The organism is Bacillus sp. B25(2016b), from assembly GCF_001679765.1.
Taxonomy (GTDB): domain Bacteria; phylum Bacillota; class Bacilli; order Bacillales; family Bacillaceae_G; genus Bacillus_A; species Bacillus_A thuringiensis_K.
Map to the genome: position 1 here is coordinate 2,534,723 of NZ_CP016285.1, position 17,328 is coordinate 2,552,050.

Genomic DNA, 17,328 nt, shown 5'->3' on the forward strand with positions numbered 1-17,328 from the left:
ACTTATTATTCAGGAAACTTCAACTACAAAAGATAATTTTGAAGGGGGTTCTGTTGCAAAAATAAAGAGAATAAATTGCATACATCCCCTGACAGAATTGTATTTTATCGTTTCCTGACAGAATACCCCTTCCTTAAGCGTGTGAAGAGTACTTTCAAAATAAGGACATATCATTCATCATCATAAAATCATTATTTCAATTTACTAAAATTCGCATATAAAATATGTTATGATGATTATTTTTTGAATTTCATTGTCGAAGTATTTCCTTCTCAATGAAAATACTTCCAAAAAAATAACCCCGCTCTTCATTTAAGACGGGGTTACACTTATACAGAAAATCGGATAGTTTCATATTTTCTTAAGCTTATTGGTTACTTTCAACTAATTTCATTCTATTTTTGTTTTCTTCTGAATCAATATGAATCAACCGTTTTCCCTGTTTATAATACGCATCAATAAATAGGGAATGATTTTTACTTTTCAATTTCACAAAGCAATTTTATCTCTTTTATTTGTGAAATATGACGCTGTTCATGTAAATAAATCAGTTCTATCCACTGATCAAGGGATAATTCTCCAAGAGCTGGATGCATCACTGCTTTTTTTGCTAATATAGACTCATCTTCTATTGTACTCAGGAAACGCATCAATTCTTTTCTCGATTCGTTTAGCATATTGAGCATTTGCTCCACTTCAAATGGTTCTATACTTGGTTCAATCATTTCTGGAGCTATAAACTTTTTCGTTCTATCTAATAAAATAGTGTGAATTTCTTTACGCTCATTTTGGGTACTATCTAACTTTTTTAATCCTGATGAAATAACTGTTATAACTCTCTCATCTAATAAAACTAAATGATGACAAACTTGTGCAATACTCCATTTATCCTTATCTGGTTTCCTATTAAATTGAGCATCACTCAACAAATTAATTTCCTCAACTAATTGATCTCTCGTTTCATAAAACTTATCATTTACAAATGTATCCATGTGGATTCTCCTTCATTGCAACCTACATACTTAAATTCCTACGCTAGAAATATTATCTTCAAAAAAAGTTTTTCTTTCACTACTATTCCAATTTCATTTTAAAGCTACAAATGAAATTATTTGTTTTTTATATCTTTTTAATTGGCACAAATAAATTAACCTTTAACTTTCCGTCTAGATCTTCAGCAACATTATTTAAGCAACACTCTAAATTATCTCTATCATAATCTGCATCATACTCACTATTTGGTAGCCACTCTGCATACATGTATTGATACGCTTCACTTAATTTATGAGGTTCATCATAGAACTGGTATAGACCATATGTACCTCCATCTAATCTTTTAAATTGCACATCATGATGCTTTTCTTTATCGAAGTTTTCAGGAATCGTAACACATGCATCATGCCGGCACTTATGACTTGCAACAAGTTCAGGATTATCCAATGATATTCCAATAAATGATTGCTCTGGTGGATACAGTTTATTTTCAATTGACCAATTCAGTAACTTTCCCCAGTGATCTTGCGGTTCAAAGTAGCTACCAGTTCGTCTTATATACGCTACTTCTAATGGTGGTAATTTTTTTATAACAACTTTCATTTATATCTTCTCCCCTATAAATATGTACACTGTTTAATTAGCTTTCTTTAACATTTATTCCTTCTTAAATAAAAAGAATTCTCTAATCATATAAAGTGAAACTTTAATCAGCGGGAGATGAATTTGAATTGAAATATAATTGATTACTATTACTACTAAAGTAGTATGTACTTTCATACTTTTATTTGATTTTACATTCTTTTTAAATCGATATATTAATTGTAAGAAAATAAAAAGGTGGCGGATTTTAATTGATTAAAGGAATATACGAAGCGCATTTACCAATATAATGTCCTATCAATTTATCATTAAATAAATGTAAAAAATGACCCTATTTATTCATTTTTAATGCGTATGTATGTACATTTGTTAATTTATTCGATATATTATGGGTATTGAATGATTACGTGAAGTGTATAGGTCGCTTATATAACACCTTATATTTTTATATCCGTGAAAACTACAAAGTGTATGAAAATCCATTTGTCAAATGAATTTAGTGCGGAAGGAGGTTTGTGGTTACTTCATAGGGTATAATAATCAGTTTTTTACTGATAAAAATATAGGAGGCGACATAATGTTTCGTACGATTTCAAATTTCATGAGAGTAGCTGAGATAAGAAGGAAAATCCTTTTTACACTAGCGATGTTAATCGTTTTTCGAATTGGCACGTTTATTCCAGTTCCTCATACTAACGCAGAGGTATTAAAAGTACAAGATCAAGCTAACGTTCTAGGTATGTTAAACGTATTTGGCGGAGGAGCATTGCAACACTTCTCAATCTTTGCTGTTGGTATTACACCATATATTACAGCTTCCATCATAGTACAGTTACTACAAATGGATGTTATACCTAAATTTTCGGAATGGGCAAAGCAAGGAGAAATGGGCCGTAAGAAATCAGCTCAATTCACTCGATACTTTACAATCATTCTCGCATTCATACAGGCCATCGGAATGTCTTATGGCTTTAATAATATAGCAGGTGGACAATTAATAACAGATCAAAGCTGGACTACATACTTATTTATTGCGACAGTTTTAACTGCAGGTACTGCATTTTTACTTTGGTTAGGCGAACAAATTACCGCTAACGGAGTTGGTAATGGTATTTCGATGATTATCTTCGCAGGTCTCGTTGCCGCCATTCCAAATGTTGCAAATCAAATTTATTTACAACAATTCCAAAATGCTGGCGATCAGCTATTTATGCACATAATAAAAATTGTTTTAATTGGACTCGTAATTTTAGCGATAGTTGTTGGTGTTATTTACATTCAACAAGCTGTACGTAAAATACCGATCCAATATGCAAAAGCTGTTTCAGGAAACAATCAATATCAAGGAGCAAAAAACACTCATTTACCGCTTAAAGTAAATAGTGCTGGTGTTATACCAGTTATCTTTGCTTCTGCATTTTTAATGACGCCGCGTACAATTGCGCAGCTCTTCCCTGATTCAAGCGTATCAAAATGGTTAGTTGCAAATCTTGATTTCGCACATCCAATTGGAATGACACTTTATGTCGGTCTTATTGTTGCTTTCACATACTTCTACGCATTTATTCAAGTAAATCCTGAACAAATGGCTGAGAATTTGAAAAAGCAAAATGGATATGTTCCTGGTATTCGTCCTGGTAAAGCAACTGAACAATATGTAACTAAAATTCTATACCGTTTAACATTTATCGGTGCAATTTTCTTAGGTGCTATTTCTATATTACCGCTCGTATTTACGAAAATTGCTACGTTACCACCTTCTGCTCAAATTGGTGGTACAAGCTTACTTATCATTGTCGGTGTAGCACTAGAAACTATGAAGACGTTAGAAAGCCAGCTTGTAAAACGTCATTATAAAGGCTTTATTAAAAAAGTGAATTAATTATAAAAAACACAGTTGGTTATTTTTCCAACTGTGTTTTTTATTTTATCAGTTCTGTAATTAATATACAGGGCTGTTGCTTTATTAAACTACATCTCCTTCTCTAATAACCGCCCTTTTTTGAAATAAGTCCGTAGTGTTGAACGATTGGCCAAAAATACACCAATCAATATAAGACAAGCCCCCATTCCCATTGTAGGATTTAAAGGTTCTCCTAAAATGATATATCCCACAATTATTGCAATCAATGGTGATACATATAACCACGTCGATGGAAATACTGGATTTGTTTTTGATAAGAGCCAGTAATATAATCCGTGGCCACCAATCGATCCGATAAATATGAGATATAAAATAGGCCATTGCACACTCCATGAAGTTAATACGGTTACATTGGGTTGTTCTACAATAATAGATGCGATTAGTAGTAAAATCCCTCCATAAAACATTTGAATACCGTTAATAAGAAATGGTGATACATTTGATAAATCTGAAAGTATTTCTTTCGAACGAATAGAGCCTATTCCGTAAAATAACTCCCCTATAACTAAAACAATACAAGCAATACTCCATATGAAACTTACTTGTTGATGCATTCCTGGTAAAGAAACAAATATAACACCTATTAGTGCAATAACTAAAGCAACGAGTTGTTCCTTTTGTAGCTTCTCCCTATTCCTCTTTGCTTGTATTAACAAGATCATCATTGGTCCCGTAGCAGAAAGAACAGCAGCTAATCCTGAAGAAATATACTGTTCTGACCAATATAAACTTGCGAATGTCATGAATGTTAAACAAAATCCAGCATACATAATGCGTTTTGAAAATATATGTGGCATAATTTCTTTTCGCTTGAATTTAAAAATAATCATAAGGATTATGCCTGCTAAAAAGAAGCGAATTCCTGCTGAAAACAACGGTGGCGCCCCTGCTTCAATTCCAATTTTTATCGTTAAAAATGTTGTCCCGAAAATAATACATACTAAAATGTAATTAAAAATGACCATTTTGCTTCCTCCTTTTTACTCTTAAAATGAGTATAGAGGGTATGGTGTATAACAGTGTATCGGTACATATAACAGTTACTTCAAGTTGTAGTTGATTCCCTATATATTTTTCGCTTTAATTAAGTTAAAAAGAAAAATAGGTGAACCTATGAAAATTGTATTGCGTAAAGAAACAAACATACCGTATTACAAGCAAATATATATGCAAATTGTTGACAGAATACAAAGTGGTATGCTTTCACATGGTGAATCTCTTCCTTCTTTACGTTGTATGGCCACAGATTTACAAATCAATGTATTAACAGTTCGCAAAGCGTATAAACAATTAGAAACCAAAGGGTATATACGCATCGAACAAGGAAAAGGTGCTTACATATATAAACGGGTAAAGAAAGATTTCAAACCAATTCCGTATAAATGGCAACAAACGAAAACGATTAATGTTATGCGTTCTCAATATGCAATGAATAAACACCGTAAATATTATGATTTTTCACAAGCAATTCTGTATCCTCGTCTATTACCAAATCCATTTTTGGCAGACGAAATGCATAAATTGCTGGATAAAAATCCAATGTTGTTAGCAACTTACGGGCCAGTTCAAGGCGATTATGAACTGCGAGTTGAAATAGCAAATTACTTACATGAACACCAGAAATTAGTGACAGACCCATCTCAATTATTAATTACAAGCGGAGCACAACAAGGAATTGATTTAATTGCTCAAACATTATTAAAACCTGGAGATATTGTATTAGTAGAAAGTCCGTGTTACAGTGCTGCGCTTGATGTTTTCATCAATAAAAGTGTTCAAATCATTCCCGTTTCTCTTGATAATCATGGAGTTCGCGCCGACTTAATTGATGATATTTGTCAAAGTAAAAATCCCGTTTTATTGTATACGAATCCAACCTTCCAAAACCCGACAGGTACAGTAATGAGTAAAGAACGAAGAGTGGAACTTATTGAACTAGCGGAGTTATATCAATTTTTTATCATTGAAGATGATTCTTTCGGGGAAATATATTTTGAGGATGCTATAGTCCCGCCTCCAATCAAAAGTTTTGATAAAGATGGCCACGTAATATATATAAAAGGATTTAGTAAAACGTTAGCACCAGGAATGCGTATCGCAGCACTTATTGCCGATGGTCCTATTTTTGAATGGCTATATGCAGTGAAAGGTTCAATGGATATCGGTAGTCCCTTATTAACACAAAAGGCACTTCTGCCGTTTTTACGTGCGGAACGTATGAAAAACCATTTAGAAAAATTACGTACAGCTTTACAAATGAGACGTGATTTAACAATTAATATATTATCGCCATTAAAAGAACTAAACTTTGAAATACCAAATGGAGGTTTTAATTTATGGGTGACACTGCCTGATTCGATAGATCCCTTTACCTTATTACAAAAAGCAAATGAAGTAGATGTCTCTTTTTTACCAGGAACAGCTTGTCTATTAAATTACGAAACAAATGATAACCAATTAAGAATTAGCTATTCAATGTTAAACGAGAAAGATATGGAAATTGGATTAGAGAAATTACATGATACAATACGAAAAAGTATTTGTTAGAAGCAATCTCACATTAGCCAACAATAAATAATACCCGAAAATGAAAATGTATAGTATGGGATATTATTTATTGTTGAGCTTTTTCGTTATTCTTAACAATCGGTTTTAAAACTTGTCTTTCTTTTAATTCTTCAACACTGCCATATTGATCAATAACAATTGCTTTCATTTCCTCTCCTCTCCTCCTTGCTGTTTATTTTAATAACATACAATTATTTCTCAAAATTTTTTGTCTTGAATTAACATATAATTATTTTTGGGGGTAATTATGTAAGAAGCATTATAAAGTGAAACTTTAATCAACCCTCGTCAATCGGTCTTTTTCAGGAAGTTGGTCCCCTCCCAACTTCTTTACTTTCCCTGAATTTTGAGATGAGACTCTTACCGCCCGGCAAATGGCAAATAGCGGGATGAATTACAATACGAATCTTACACACATCTTAGAATCATCCAAAACTGTTTTATTAATTAAATTCAAAAGAAATGGGGCTAACTATATGAGTGAAAAGATATTTAAAATAAATGGAATTGATATATGTACAGAAAGCTTTGGAAACCCTAAGAACCCTGCTATTTTATTAATTATGGGCGCTACATGTTCCATGGTTTATTGGGACGAAGAGTTTTGTGAGCTGTTGGCTAGTACGGGGAAGTTTGTTATTCGCTTTGATAACCGTGATGTTGGACGCTCTGTTGCCTATGAACCTAGAACTTCCAATTATACAGTAACAGATATGGCTGAAGATGCAATTGGAGTACTAGATGCTTATCATATTGATAAAGCTCACCTATTTGGTATGTCATTAGGTGGTATGATTGCTCAAATTGCCGCTGTAAAACATCCCGAAAGAATTTTGACGCTAACTTTACTAGCGACTAGTGTAATAGGATCTGATGACAATACTCGCGATTTACCTCCAATGGATGAAAGAATTTTAACACATCATGTAAATGGCACAAGTATAGATTGGGCAAATAAAAATGATGTGGCAGAGTATTTAGTTTCAGGATCTCGTCTATTATGTGGATCAGAACGAATATTTGATGAAAATAGAGTTTATAAACAAGTAAAACAAGAAATAGAACGCGCAAACAATTTATTAAGTATGTTTAATCACGCTTTACTTCAAGGTGATGATGCATATGAAGGTGTACTTCAATCCATACAAGCACCTACATTAGTTATTCACGGAACAGACGATACAGCACTCCCATTTGAACATGGCCTCGCACTAATTGGTGAAATTCCAAACTCAGTACTATTAACTCTTAAAGGAGCAGGCCATGAAAACCATCCAGATGACTGGGAAAGCATAATTAATGCTGTTTCTAAACATACATCTAAAATTTAGATAAATAACTAATGGAAGGGGCACAAATTGTATTGTGCCTCCTTCTAGTTACAAACAAAAACCCATCACTGTATTCGTATGTATAGTGATGGGGACTTTTTATACTTTTCTATGTTTAAAAAAATGGACAATCTAATTGATCAACAGATTCCCATAATTTTTTTTTTGCATTTTCGGTGGATGTATTTGTGTCTAGTGTCATGTTTTTAAAAGGGTTTACTTCGACTTTTAATAAGGATGAAGGCTCCACATATAATGAGAAAACATGGCTGCTTGGTAAAGCTTTTGAAACGTCAATATCTCCTACTTGTTTAAATAGTTGCTGTGCAGCAAAAAAGAAGAAATTAGTTGGATTTGATTGTTTATTCAGCCACGCAAGCATTTCAGGTGATACCGATTTATGAATATTGATTTTTACTCGATCACCACGTTTATATCGCCTAGATCGCATACTTCCACCAACTAACTTATCGTTAAGTTTGTAAATCCTAACTCTTTTTGCTTATGCTCTCTATATTTTGGTGAACAAGTATATACTAATAATCCTCGTGCATTTGTAAATAACGGATTATCTACAAAGATTACATTTTTGAGTCGTCCTTTTTGCTTTAAAATCATTTTTAAACTGTTTTTAATAATTACTGCACCCCCGCCATAAATAAACACGTATGGATCGTCTTTCATATCATCAATTTTGTTTATAATATCCGTTGCAACGCGCGCTGCTAAACCTAATAATGCTGGTTGTGATTCCTCAACTAATAATGCATTTCTAGGGTGTTTATCATTTAAATAAATTTGATTGAACTCTGTAATACTATCAATTGTCTTTGTTGGATACTTCCGGTTCCATCTCGTAATAATTTGTAGTAACGTTTCTTTCACACCATACGATAAACCCTTACTTAGTTGTGGTCTAAAGTTTACGCCTAGTGATACTACTTCTTCTGTCGTCCCTGCGCCAATATCAAAAGATAATAGTGTTTTATCAACAAAATCAATTTCTGACACTTTATTTTGTTCACATTCTATTTTATGTTTCACAACATTTCCTTCTTCATCGTATACAATGCCCCACGTCCCAGAAGCACCCTCAGGCAGGCATTTACAATACTCAATTGAAACATTAATTGTCACATCACGTCCGTTCGGATAATGGAAAATAACCTTATGATTTCCCATATAACGTTTTGCATTTTCAGCAGCTATTTCTTGTGTAATAAGCTGCATAGGAAGAGCGACAGATAAATCATAACGAATATTAATATGACTAGAAGTTGGACTTTGACGCATAGCGCTTACAGCTAAACCTGATAGAATTGTAATAACCATTAACTCATCAGTCGACTTATTCGATTTCTTCTCTACCTCAGTACCTTTTAATTGATCTTGAATAACTTTTTCTCCAACGATGTATCGTACATTATTTAACATTAACGATGGCGAACTTATAGTCACATCAATGTGGTTTTCTAATTCAGATAATGAGACATCTACCTCATCTAAGAGTCCTGTAGGCTCACCTATATATAAAGAATAAATACTCGGAATAAAAATAGGGTCTTGCCCTTTCACCATTAACTTCAAACCGTTGTTTCCTGCATCTGCACCAGCCTTTAAAAGTATAGACATAACTACCCCCTAAATTAATCTGACATCCCTTCCAAATATATGCGAGCCCATTCTTTTACATTCAAATGTATTGTAATTTTTTACTCATTACAAAAACAAGATATTACATAATTACGCATTGCGTGTAAAAAATATTTGACACAAAACTTTCCAAATTTTATACTATAGTTGTAAATAGTTTTTTACAATAGTGGAGGTGTTGTTCTAATATGAATCGTAATAAATTCATTTTAATAACAATCGTTTTATCATTAGTCGCAGTCCTTATACATGGTACCTATAAATACATCAATGAAGGTGTAATTTTAGGTGGAACCATTTTCTCAAGCGCTTTAATACTTAGCTACCTCCTTAATCATATTACATGGGGAGATCCCCGCGGTGTGTCAGAAGAAAGTCAAGATGAGATGGGACAACAAATTACATATAAAAGCTTTAAAATTGCGTATTTTGTGCTTGTAGTTGTAATGTTCCTTTTATTAATCTTCTCCGAAGGATTTTCTATGGGGGCTAATTTAGATGGAGTAAAAAACCTCCCCCTGTTCATCGCAATTTGCTCTTCATTCTTTATTTATCCTATTGTCGAACTCATAGTTGCAAAACAATATAAGTAAAAAGATGAGGTTTTCTACATGTAGAAAACCTCATCTTTTTATATTTACATACTCTCTACAATTGCTTTTAATTTATTCACAGTCCGCCAATTCCTAACTGTAGCTGGTGTATGTAACTTCTGAAACTGGTTCATTAATTTAGAATTTCGAATGCTATTTTTGAAAAATAAATAAACGACCTTCTCATCTATATAGCAATCTTCAAGTTCACTTTTAAATGTAAGCAATTGACTACTCTCTTCTTCAGAAAGTACATTAGCTAAAAAAGCAATATGAACACTTTCTCCTTCTAACAATGAATGAACTTCATATGGACATTGTTTAATAATATTTATAAATTCATCATGTGTTCTTAGCATGACTGGAACATCGAAATCAAATTCTTTTTTTATTTCAGATTGTATTCGGTCCTTTAGAAAGTTTATACCTTCCTCAGATTCGAACACAATATTACCACTTTGTATATATGTTTTCACTTGTTTTAACCCTATTGATTCAAACACTCGTTTTAAATCAGCCATTTTGATTACTTTATGGCCACCGACATTGATTCCTCTTAGTAATGCAATATAAAGTGTCATATTATCCCCCCCACAGTAAAATGAACTTATCAATTGAATCGATTTTCCCACTCATATTTCTCGGATATTTGTTTTAATTCTTCTAACATATCATGAATAGATAATACCTCAAATAAAATAATAGATTCACTTGAAAAATGGTGATGATAATGATTTGGTTTATAATCTTTTAAATCATTTTTATAACTCCAAAATTGCTTGTCTAATTCAGCAATAAGTTTAAAATGTTCCTCATTAATTTCATTACAACGGTTTCTCAATATAGCAATTATAGAATGAATTGTTCGTTGTAATATTTCCTTTTCACTTTGTGACCAGTCACAAGTCTCAATTGACACTCGAGCTAAATTATCTATATGGTAAATGATTTGTTGTAATATATGAAGTTGCTTCTGCATAGTTAAAAAGCTTCGCATTTCCTTCTTTGTATGTTGATGATATTTCCAATCTTTCTGCTCATATTGAACAAATTGTATCGCCTTATGCAATAATAAAGTCAATTTAGATAAATCCTGAGCAGTCTCATTTTTCATACCTTTTCCTGCAACTAATGCAGCAATCCATTCTTCCATAATATTTGCTGTTTTAGCAAATAGATCCTCTGTGCATCCAAAAATCGTTTTCGTATAGTGGGGTGGAAAAATGAAAAAATTCACTAAAGTAGATACTATAATACCAGTAGATGTAGTAGCTAAACGAATTAAAAATGCAGTAAAATAATGATCTGCCGTAATTGGAATCATAGCTACAGCAGTTAAAGTTGCGACTAAAGTACCCGCGTGTAACCTTAGTTTTTGACATGTAACGATCGTAAACATTGCAGCTAATGCATAAGAAATTGCTTGGTAGTCTAGGAAAAATGTGAAAGTCATGGCATATGCCGATCCAATTGTTGAGGCCGGAAAGCGAATAAGTCCTTTTTTTATTGAGTCTGTTGCAGTTGGTTCAATTGTAACAATTGCTGTTATTACAGCAAAAATAGTTGGGATGTTAAAAAATTCACAAACTAACACTGTAAGAAAAACTGCAATCCCAGTTTTAATCACTCTTCCCCCAACAATATACCATTTTCTATCTTGATTCATTTTTTATATCCTTCATTTCTGTTTCATTTTATATACATATATTATATATTGTTAAAATAAAAAAACCTACTACATGAATATTCAAGAGTAAGTTTTTTATCTCGTTATTCCATTATAGGTAAATGCATTATTATTTGTTGGCCAATTGGCCCCATTCTCCTAAAACCTTTATCTTGGAAGCCGACTTTTGCATATAAATTTTGTGCAGGAATATTTCTTTCATTCACAGCAAGTACAACTTCATTTTTTATTGGAAAATAACGTTTTACAAACTCTTCTAATAATAACAATGAATTTTTAGCGTATCCTTTTCTTTGTCTATTGTGATTAATAGAAAATGATGTTAAAAGTAAAGCATCCTCATTATCAGTGAACTTCTTTACTCTATCTCCTGTTTGCAATGCGAAAAGACCAACAGGTAACCCGTTGTAATCTAAAATAACAATCACGTTTTTTGTACGATCACTTTTTTCTTTCTCCAGTAATGCGCTTGGATCTGATGTAAACTGGACTTGTTCACTTGGTAAAGTAAATGTTTGTATAACTTCTTTATATTTCTCCTTATACGGAACTAATTGAATTTCCCCTGTGTGTATGTTCATGCTAAACTCTCCCATTTTTTAGCTTATTAACTTATACCTTGCTGTGCTTTTGAATGCACTCTTCCATCTAAAAAGGTAATTTCAACAAATGAATTTGGATCGTTTCCTTTCCAAACAAAAATTTGTTTAATTTGTGTAGAATGTTCTACCCCTTCTTCTATAAGTAAATCCCCTTCAAAACCAATTAAATCTTTCACTTCTGTATAAGTCATTCCTTCATTTATGTTCGAGAAATGATTTATATTAATAGAATCTTTCTGTTGCCTTTCCATCACAGTAGAAGAAGTTGCTGTTTGATTTTTCACTTCTTTTCTCTGTTCACACGCTGTCATACTGAAACCTAAGCATAAACTAAACAATATACATGCGCTTTTTTTCATCATAACAGTTGTCCCTCCCATCATAATTAAACCATATATTCCCTTGAAAATAAACTGAATATTTAATATTACATTCAAAAACCTCGTACAATTAAGTACGAGGTTAATTTCATTTATTCAAATGATTATTTGATTGATCATCCTGTTCTTTTCTTAACTCTTGTTCTTCATCTTTTGGTAATTGTTTATCATTATCTTTAATTGGATTCGTTTCTCTATTTTCAATCATATCATTTGGAACTTGTGGCATTACTCGGCCCACAATAGCCGCTAATTCATCTAGTATACCTTCACCTGTTTTTCCTTTTTTAATTTGCTTTCCAATTTGTTTTAGGCGTTCATACGTATCAACATCTGCTACAACGACTGCATTAGCACCGTCAGGGTCATTTTTTAAACTTTCTGCAACAGAGTATTTAATTGATTCAACACGAGTTCGATCAAGTTTTGCTTTTACGTCTATACCTACAATAGCATATTTTCCAAAAACGACCGCTGTTGCATCATTCACACCTGGCAAACTTGCTGCTAAAGATGCTAAATGATCTGCTGCTTTTTCATTTGGCTTATTTGATTTATTCGTATAATTAACATTTTTCATTGAAACATTTTTTTGTTCCGACTTTTCGTTTGGATTGTCTTTTTTTCCAATACTGCATCCAGTTATAACGAAGCAAAGCATCAATATATATATTAGAGTTTTCATTATTTTCACCACTTCACTATTAAGGTTTAATCATAAATTTTTTCAACAGCTTGCATTTTCTTTACCTTTTCCTCGGCCCCGCTATTAGCATTAATGAATATTTGATACGTATCTTTTCCTAAAGTACCTATAAATTCATAGCAAAGTACTTCCTTATGCAAATCATTGACTACAACAGCTTTACGTTCTTCCATGACTTTTACATCCGGATTGATTTTCTTTCTTGCTTCTGCTGTAGTTAGCTTTGCCGATGGAACTGTTCGCTTTTGATGTGACGCTAAATATTCTTTTGCGGAGAACCCTACGATAGAACCATCATCTAAAGCAATTTTCATTTGGATTGCTTCTGGATAAATTCGTACTCCATTTTCATTTACTACATACGTAAATACACCAACATTATCATATTGAGAGCTATCATAAAGCTCCATATTATTAAACTTATGGTCCTTTAAAAATTTCAAACCTTTACTACCTGCATCGTTTAAACTAACTTTCTGTTCTTTAATTTCGCGGTTATTCATAACCCAAATTGGATATCCGCCTTTTCCGGTAATATCCATATAGAACTCATTGTTCGTTGCTTCATCTTTAATTTTCACACTATAGAAGGATTCTTTCGCACCTTTTCCGCTTTTCTCAACATCTACTTTTTCATTTCCTTTTAAATTCAAAAACGATTTGGCAATTTTCGCCGCTTCATCTTTAGAAATTGCCTTTCCTTCCGCTTCAAATCCACCTTTTTTATTTTTTTGCGCACTTGTAAAGGTCGGTCCGAAGTTTGTAGAAGAATATGATGTTACGTTTTTCTCTACAGTTTTCAATCCATCAATAATTGTGTTATCTGCTGGATCGCGATTTGATGCAAGTGCCATTTCTACATCCATCCAGCGTAAATTATTTTTCAAAACAAGATGTTGTACTTTTCTTAGTTCATCTTGTATATTTCCTGCATTTGAATATAAAGTTTGCAACGTTTTATATTCTTGCTCATTTAACGGTTCTTTTTCTAAATCACGAATGGCTGCACGGTAACTAAAATCACCGATATTCGCTAAAAATTCTTCCGTTTTATTAAATGGCATTAATGTTAAAGGAAGTTGCCCTACATCCGAGCGAGCTTCAGATGTTAAACGCCATACATCCGCTAGTGCAGGTGATAAAGATGATCGTGAATTCATCGCAAGTGTTGTACCAATTTTATCGTGCAATAAATCGACTTCGTATGCTAAATCATGGAATGCACGTTGATAACTATTTTCCGCTCGAATTAAAACCGCATTTTTCTCTTGGTGCTCTTTATAGCCCCAGTATCCTGTTCCTACTACACCGACTGTTAATAATACAATGATAATACCTCTTAACATTGTCCCACCTCCACTCTATTTACAGAAAATATGTTTACCGATTTTTTTAATTTGTGGACGAGTCCAAATCCATTTACTAGTCGCAGTATCTGGATTGAAATAATATAAAGCATTTCCTGTTGGATCCCATCCGTTAATCGCATCTAAAACTGCTTTTTTTGCTGTTTCATTTGGCGTTAAATATATTTGTCCATCGGCTACCGCTGTAAATGCTCTAGGCTCAAAGATTACACCTGAAACAGTATTTGGGAACGACGCACTTGTAACACGATTTAAAATAACAGCAGCTACTGCAACTTGTCCTAAATACGGTTCACCACGTGATTCCCCGTATACTGCGTTTGCCATAAGCTGAATATCATTTTGAGAATAACCGTTCGGAACATTTGTCCCTTTATTTTGAGGTGGTTTATTCTCCTGTGCAGTGCCACCACTATTTCCTTTATTCGTTGTCGTCCCTTTATTAGCAGTTGACTTGTCATACTTCGTTGCCTTCACGAGCATTTGCTTCGTTTTAGCTCCAGCTAAACCATCAACGGGTAATCCGAATTTCTCTTGAAAATTCCGAAGTGCCCAGTATGTACCCCATCCGAAAACACCATCCACTTTTCCCGTATAAAATCCGTTATATTTCAAACGAGATTGCAGTTCAATGACATCTTCGCCAGATGCCCCTCTTTGAATGACTTGATTAGAAAAAGCTTCTACATTCTTTAGTTGTATACTACTGACCATTAAAGACAGCCCTATGAACGCAAGTAAAACTGCTATTTTAAAAATAGCCTTTTGGCGCATAATTTTTCCTCCTTAATTACGGAAATGATTTCTTGGTTATGTTTTGTAAAAGCCTCGCTTTTATGTAAAGAAGACAAAAAAATCCAAACTAATATCGTTGAAAAAATATGTAAACAATATACAAAAAAGATAAAAGGAGTTCATCATGAAGAAATTGTTAAAGCGTGTCGCACTTGTCATTCTGTTCCTAACAACATGTTCAAATATATATACAGGCTCATCAATTGTTCATGCGCAGCCGCCGTATGCCAAATGGGGTAAGCTAGCCGTAGAAAAGACGAAAGAACAATACCCAAAAGCAGAAATTATTGACTATCTTCATATAGGTAGAAAACCCAAAACAGTTCAAATAACTGTTGAAAAATTTAAATTGTGGTTACGTGAAGATGGAAAAGAATATGGTGTTTTTGTTGATGTAGAATTTGAAACAAAGACGGAGAAATTTATAAAGATGTCGTTTCAGAAGACGAGTAGATAAAGTGAAACCCCCACTGTTAAAAACAGACACAGTGGGGGTTCTTGCATTTCTAAAATTCTTTTCTAAAGTTTCGATTCCCTAAAAATCTTACCAATATACAAATAGCGCCAATTACAACTGCTATCCCTATACTGTATAAAAGTACTTTACCATACCCACCTATTCTTGGATCTAAAAACGGATATGGATACCAATTCACGATTGGACCACGTACTAAGCTATATACCACATAAAAAAACGGGAATAAGAGCCAACTTGCAGATTGTTTCCAAGTGATTTTCTTAATAGGTGGATTTAAAATCCAATCTAAAAGCATTGTAATCGGCATGATATAATGTAGCACAGTATTTACCCATGGTATTGCCGTTTGAAGTGATTCTTCTAACCCTCTTAATAATAAAAAATAAATGAGTCCAGTCGTAAGTATGTATACCGTTGCTGCACCACGAAGTATACCAAACTGCTCTGAGCGACCAAATGTAGCTGTTACGATACTACTTAAAAGGAGAATACATGCAACTAAAATGTTACTTTCGATAGTGAAGAAACTAAAAAAGTTAACTGGATTAAACGGCTTCACTTGTGCCCTAATTATGAATTGCGTAATAATGGCGCTACATACTAGAAGACTTAAACAGAATCTAAATAAAGATAAAGTTTTTTCATCCCTCATACATTCCCTCCTTTTCTTATATATAATTGGAGTTTCCCTGTACATGCTCAATAAATAGTTTTAATGGAACGAGCCCACGTTTTGGCATATGACTACTTATAATAGCTACTACTTCTAACTGAGGAATGATAACAATGTATTGTCCGCCATATCCCATAGCAAAATATATACAATACGGTATGGGAAATCTTTCGTTATGTAATACCCACCAGTGATAGCCATATGCGCCGACATGTTCATATGTTTCAAATTGCGCCCTGCTTGACTCTTCTAACCATTGCGCTGATACAATTTCTTTCCCATTCCAATATCCATTTTGTAAACATAATTTTCCTAATTTTAATAAATCGGTAGATTTCATTTTCATACCGAAGCCACCTACATATATACCCTGCGGATCTTGTTGCCACTCGTATTCGTTAATTTTTAATGGATCAAATAAATATTTCTTTGCAAACCGCTCTGTCGAAATTCCAGTAGCTTCTTGAATAATATAGCTCAGTAAATGAGAAGAACCTGAATTATAATTCATTTTTGTAGCAGGTTCTTCAATTATTGGCTTTTCTAATATGTACTGTACCCAGTTCTCTGATTCTACAAAGTCATTTGGGAATACTACTCCATTCCCAAACTCTTTCCAGTCCTCACCAGTAGTCATTGTTAATAAGTGATATAGCGTTAAATCATGTTTTTCCCCAGGTACATTTTCAATCCACTCTGTAATTGATGTATGTATATCATTTATATAGCCCTTATCAATTGCAATACCAATTAATAAAGATACGATACTTTTTGTAATCGAATTTATTTTATATAAGTTATTTGCACATTCGGGTGTTTTATAATACTCAGTTGTTAATTCCCCTTTTTGATAAACAAGAAATGTATTCACTTTTTTCTTTTCGAATTTATTTTCTAGTTGCTTGAAATCCAAAAACTTTACCTCCATTTAAATAGTTACTCCATTTATTATATCTTGTTCCTTCATTTTAAACA

19 protein-coding genes are annotated in these 17,328 nt (G+C 33.1%); 5 read left to right on the forward strand and 14 right to left on the reverse strand.

All coding sequences use genetic code 11. The features are described from left to right. Positions 1-476: 476 nt before the first annotated feature. Together BAQ53_RS12830 and BAQ53_RS12835 are read right to left on the reverse strand one after the other, a co-directional pair. A complete protein-coding gene (locus tag BAQ53_RS12830) occupies positions 477-992 on the reverse strand; it encodes a DinB family protein (RefSeq protein WP_000379370.1) in 516 nt (171 codons plus the stop codon). A 127-nt stretch (positions 993-1,119) separates the two neighbouring features. Further along, a complete protein-coding gene (locus tag BAQ53_RS12835) occupies positions 1,120-1,596 on the reverse strand; it encodes an AraC family transcriptional regulator (protein WP_208906926.1) in 477 nt (158 codons plus the stop codon). Positions 1,597-2,173: 577 nt separating this feature from the next. Between BAQ53_RS12835 and secY the strand changes: the two genes are divergently transcribed. Then, on the forward strand, positions 2,174-3,478 hold the full coding sequence (gene secY, locus BAQ53_RS12840; protein ID WP_000490135.1) for a preprotein translocase subunit SecY: 1,305 nt from the start codon (positions 2,174-2,176) through the stop codon (positions 3,476-3,478). A gap of 89 nt (positions 3,479-3,567) precedes the next feature. Here secY and BAQ53_RS12845 read toward each other — a convergent pair whose 3' ends face one another. After that, on the reverse strand, positions 3,568-4,485 hold the full coding sequence (locus BAQ53_RS12845) for a DMT family transporter (RefSeq protein ID WP_000234327.1): 918 nt from the start codon (positions 4,483-4,485) through the stop codon (positions 3,568-3,570). 148 nt (positions 4,486-4,633) lie between these two features. Between BAQ53_RS12845 and pdxR the strand changes: the two genes are divergently transcribed. Together pdxR and mleBCA are read left to right on the forward strand one after the other, a co-directional pair. Continuing rightward, positions 4,634-6,067: a MocR-like pyridoxine biosynthesis transcription factor PdxR gene (gene pdxR, locus BAQ53_RS12850; RefSeq protein ID WP_208906927.1), complete on the forward strand. Its 1,434-nt coding sequence runs from the start codon at positions 4,634-4,636 to the stop codon at positions 6,065-6,067. A gap of 497 nt (positions 6,068-6,564) precedes the next feature. Further along, positions 6,565-7,419: a BCA family alpha/beta fold macrolide esterase gene (mleBCA, locus tag BAQ53_RS12855; protein WP_001290771.1), complete on the forward strand. Its 855-nt coding sequence runs from the start codon at positions 6,565-6,567 to the stop codon at positions 7,417-7,419. 115 nt (positions 7,420-7,534) lie between these two features. Here mleBCA and BAQ53_RS12860 read toward each other — a convergent pair whose 3' ends face one another. Then, on the reverse strand, positions 7,535-7,870 hold the full coding sequence (locus tag BAQ53_RS12860) for a hypothetical protein (protein WP_001257760.1): 336 nt from the start codon (positions 7,868-7,870) through the stop codon (positions 7,535-7,537). 11 nt (positions 7,871-7,881) lie between these two features. Beyond that, positions 7,882-9,051: a ParM/StbA family protein gene (locus BAQ53_RS12865; protein ID WP_000025621.1), complete on the reverse strand. Its 1,170-nt coding sequence runs from the start codon at positions 9,049-9,051 to the stop codon at positions 7,882-7,884. A 209-nt stretch (positions 9,052-9,260) separates the two neighbouring features. Here BAQ53_RS12865 and BAQ53_RS12870 point away from each other — a divergent pair, with 209 nt between their 5' ends. After that, positions 9,261-9,665 carry a hypothetical protein gene (locus tag BAQ53_RS12870; protein ID WP_001081360.1) on the forward strand — a complete coding sequence of 135 codons (405 nt, stop codon included), beginning with the start codon at positions 9,261-9,263 and terminating at the stop codon, positions 9,663-9,665. 44 nt (positions 9,666-9,709) lie between these two features. Here BAQ53_RS12870 and BAQ53_RS12875 read toward each other — a convergent pair whose 3' ends face one another. From BAQ53_RS12875 to sleB, 7 genes are all read right to left on the reverse strand, one after another. After that, entirely contained in the window at positions 9,710-10,246 is a 537-nt protein-coding gene (locus BAQ53_RS12875; protein WP_000177389.1) for a DUF1697 domain-containing protein, read from the reverse strand. 29 nt (positions 10,247-10,275) lie between these two features. Next, positions 10,276-11,331, reverse strand: a complete 1,056-nt coding sequence (locus BAQ53_RS12880) for an aromatic acid exporter family protein (protein ID WP_208906928.1) — start codon at positions 11,329-11,331, stop codon at positions 10,276-10,278. Positions 11,332-11,435: 104 nt separating this feature from the next. Beyond that, entirely contained in the window at positions 11,436-11,948 is a 513-nt protein-coding gene (locus tag BAQ53_RS12885; protein WP_208906929.1) for a GNAT family N-acetyltransferase, read from the reverse strand. Positions 11,949-11,959: 11 nt separating this feature from the next. Beyond that, entirely contained in the window at positions 11,960-12,316 is a 357-nt protein-coding gene (locus BAQ53_RS12890) for a hypothetical protein (protein ID WP_208906930.1), read from the reverse strand. A gap of 106 nt (positions 12,317-12,422) precedes the next feature. Next, entirely contained in the window at positions 12,423-13,019 is a 597-nt protein-coding gene (locus BAQ53_RS12895) for a YhcN/YlaJ family sporulation lipoprotein (RefSeq protein WP_000854058.1), read from the reverse strand. 26 nt (positions 13,020-13,045) lie between these two features. Next, positions 13,046-14,386, reverse strand: coding sequence for a germination protein YpeB (ypeB, locus tag BAQ53_RS12900; protein WP_000943729.1), 1,341 nt, complete (start codon positions 14,384-14,386; stop codon positions 13,046-13,048). Positions 14,387-14,401: 15 nt separating this feature from the next. Continuing rightward, positions 14,402-15,181 carry a spore cortex-lytic enzyme gene (gene sleB / locus BAQ53_RS12905; RefSeq protein WP_001249053.1) on the reverse strand — a complete coding sequence of 260 codons (780 nt, stop codon included), beginning with the start codon at positions 15,179-15,181 and terminating at the stop codon, positions 14,402-14,404. Positions 15,182-15,326: 145 nt separating this feature from the next. Between sleB and BAQ53_RS12910 the strand changes: the two genes are divergently transcribed. Next, positions 15,327-15,659, forward strand: a complete 333-nt coding sequence (locus BAQ53_RS12910) for a DUF3889 domain-containing protein (RefSeq protein ID WP_000734902.1) — start codon at positions 15,327-15,329, stop codon at positions 15,657-15,659. Between the two features lie 49 nt (positions 15,660-15,708). Here BAQ53_RS12910 and BAQ53_RS12915 read toward each other — a convergent pair whose 3' ends face one another. Further along, entirely contained in the window at positions 15,709-16,332 is a 624-nt protein-coding gene (locus BAQ53_RS12915; RefSeq protein ID WP_001204114.1) for a Pr6Pr family membrane protein, read from the reverse strand. A 16-nt stretch (positions 16,333-16,348) separates the two neighbouring features. Continuing rightward, positions 16,349-17,266 (reverse strand): serine hydrolase domain-containing protein, encoded by a 918-nt coding sequence (locus BAQ53_RS12920; RefSeq protein WP_208906931.1) that lies wholly within the window; start codon positions 17,264-17,266, stop codon positions 16,349-16,351. Between the last annotated feature and the right edge of the window lie 62 nt (positions 17,267-17,328).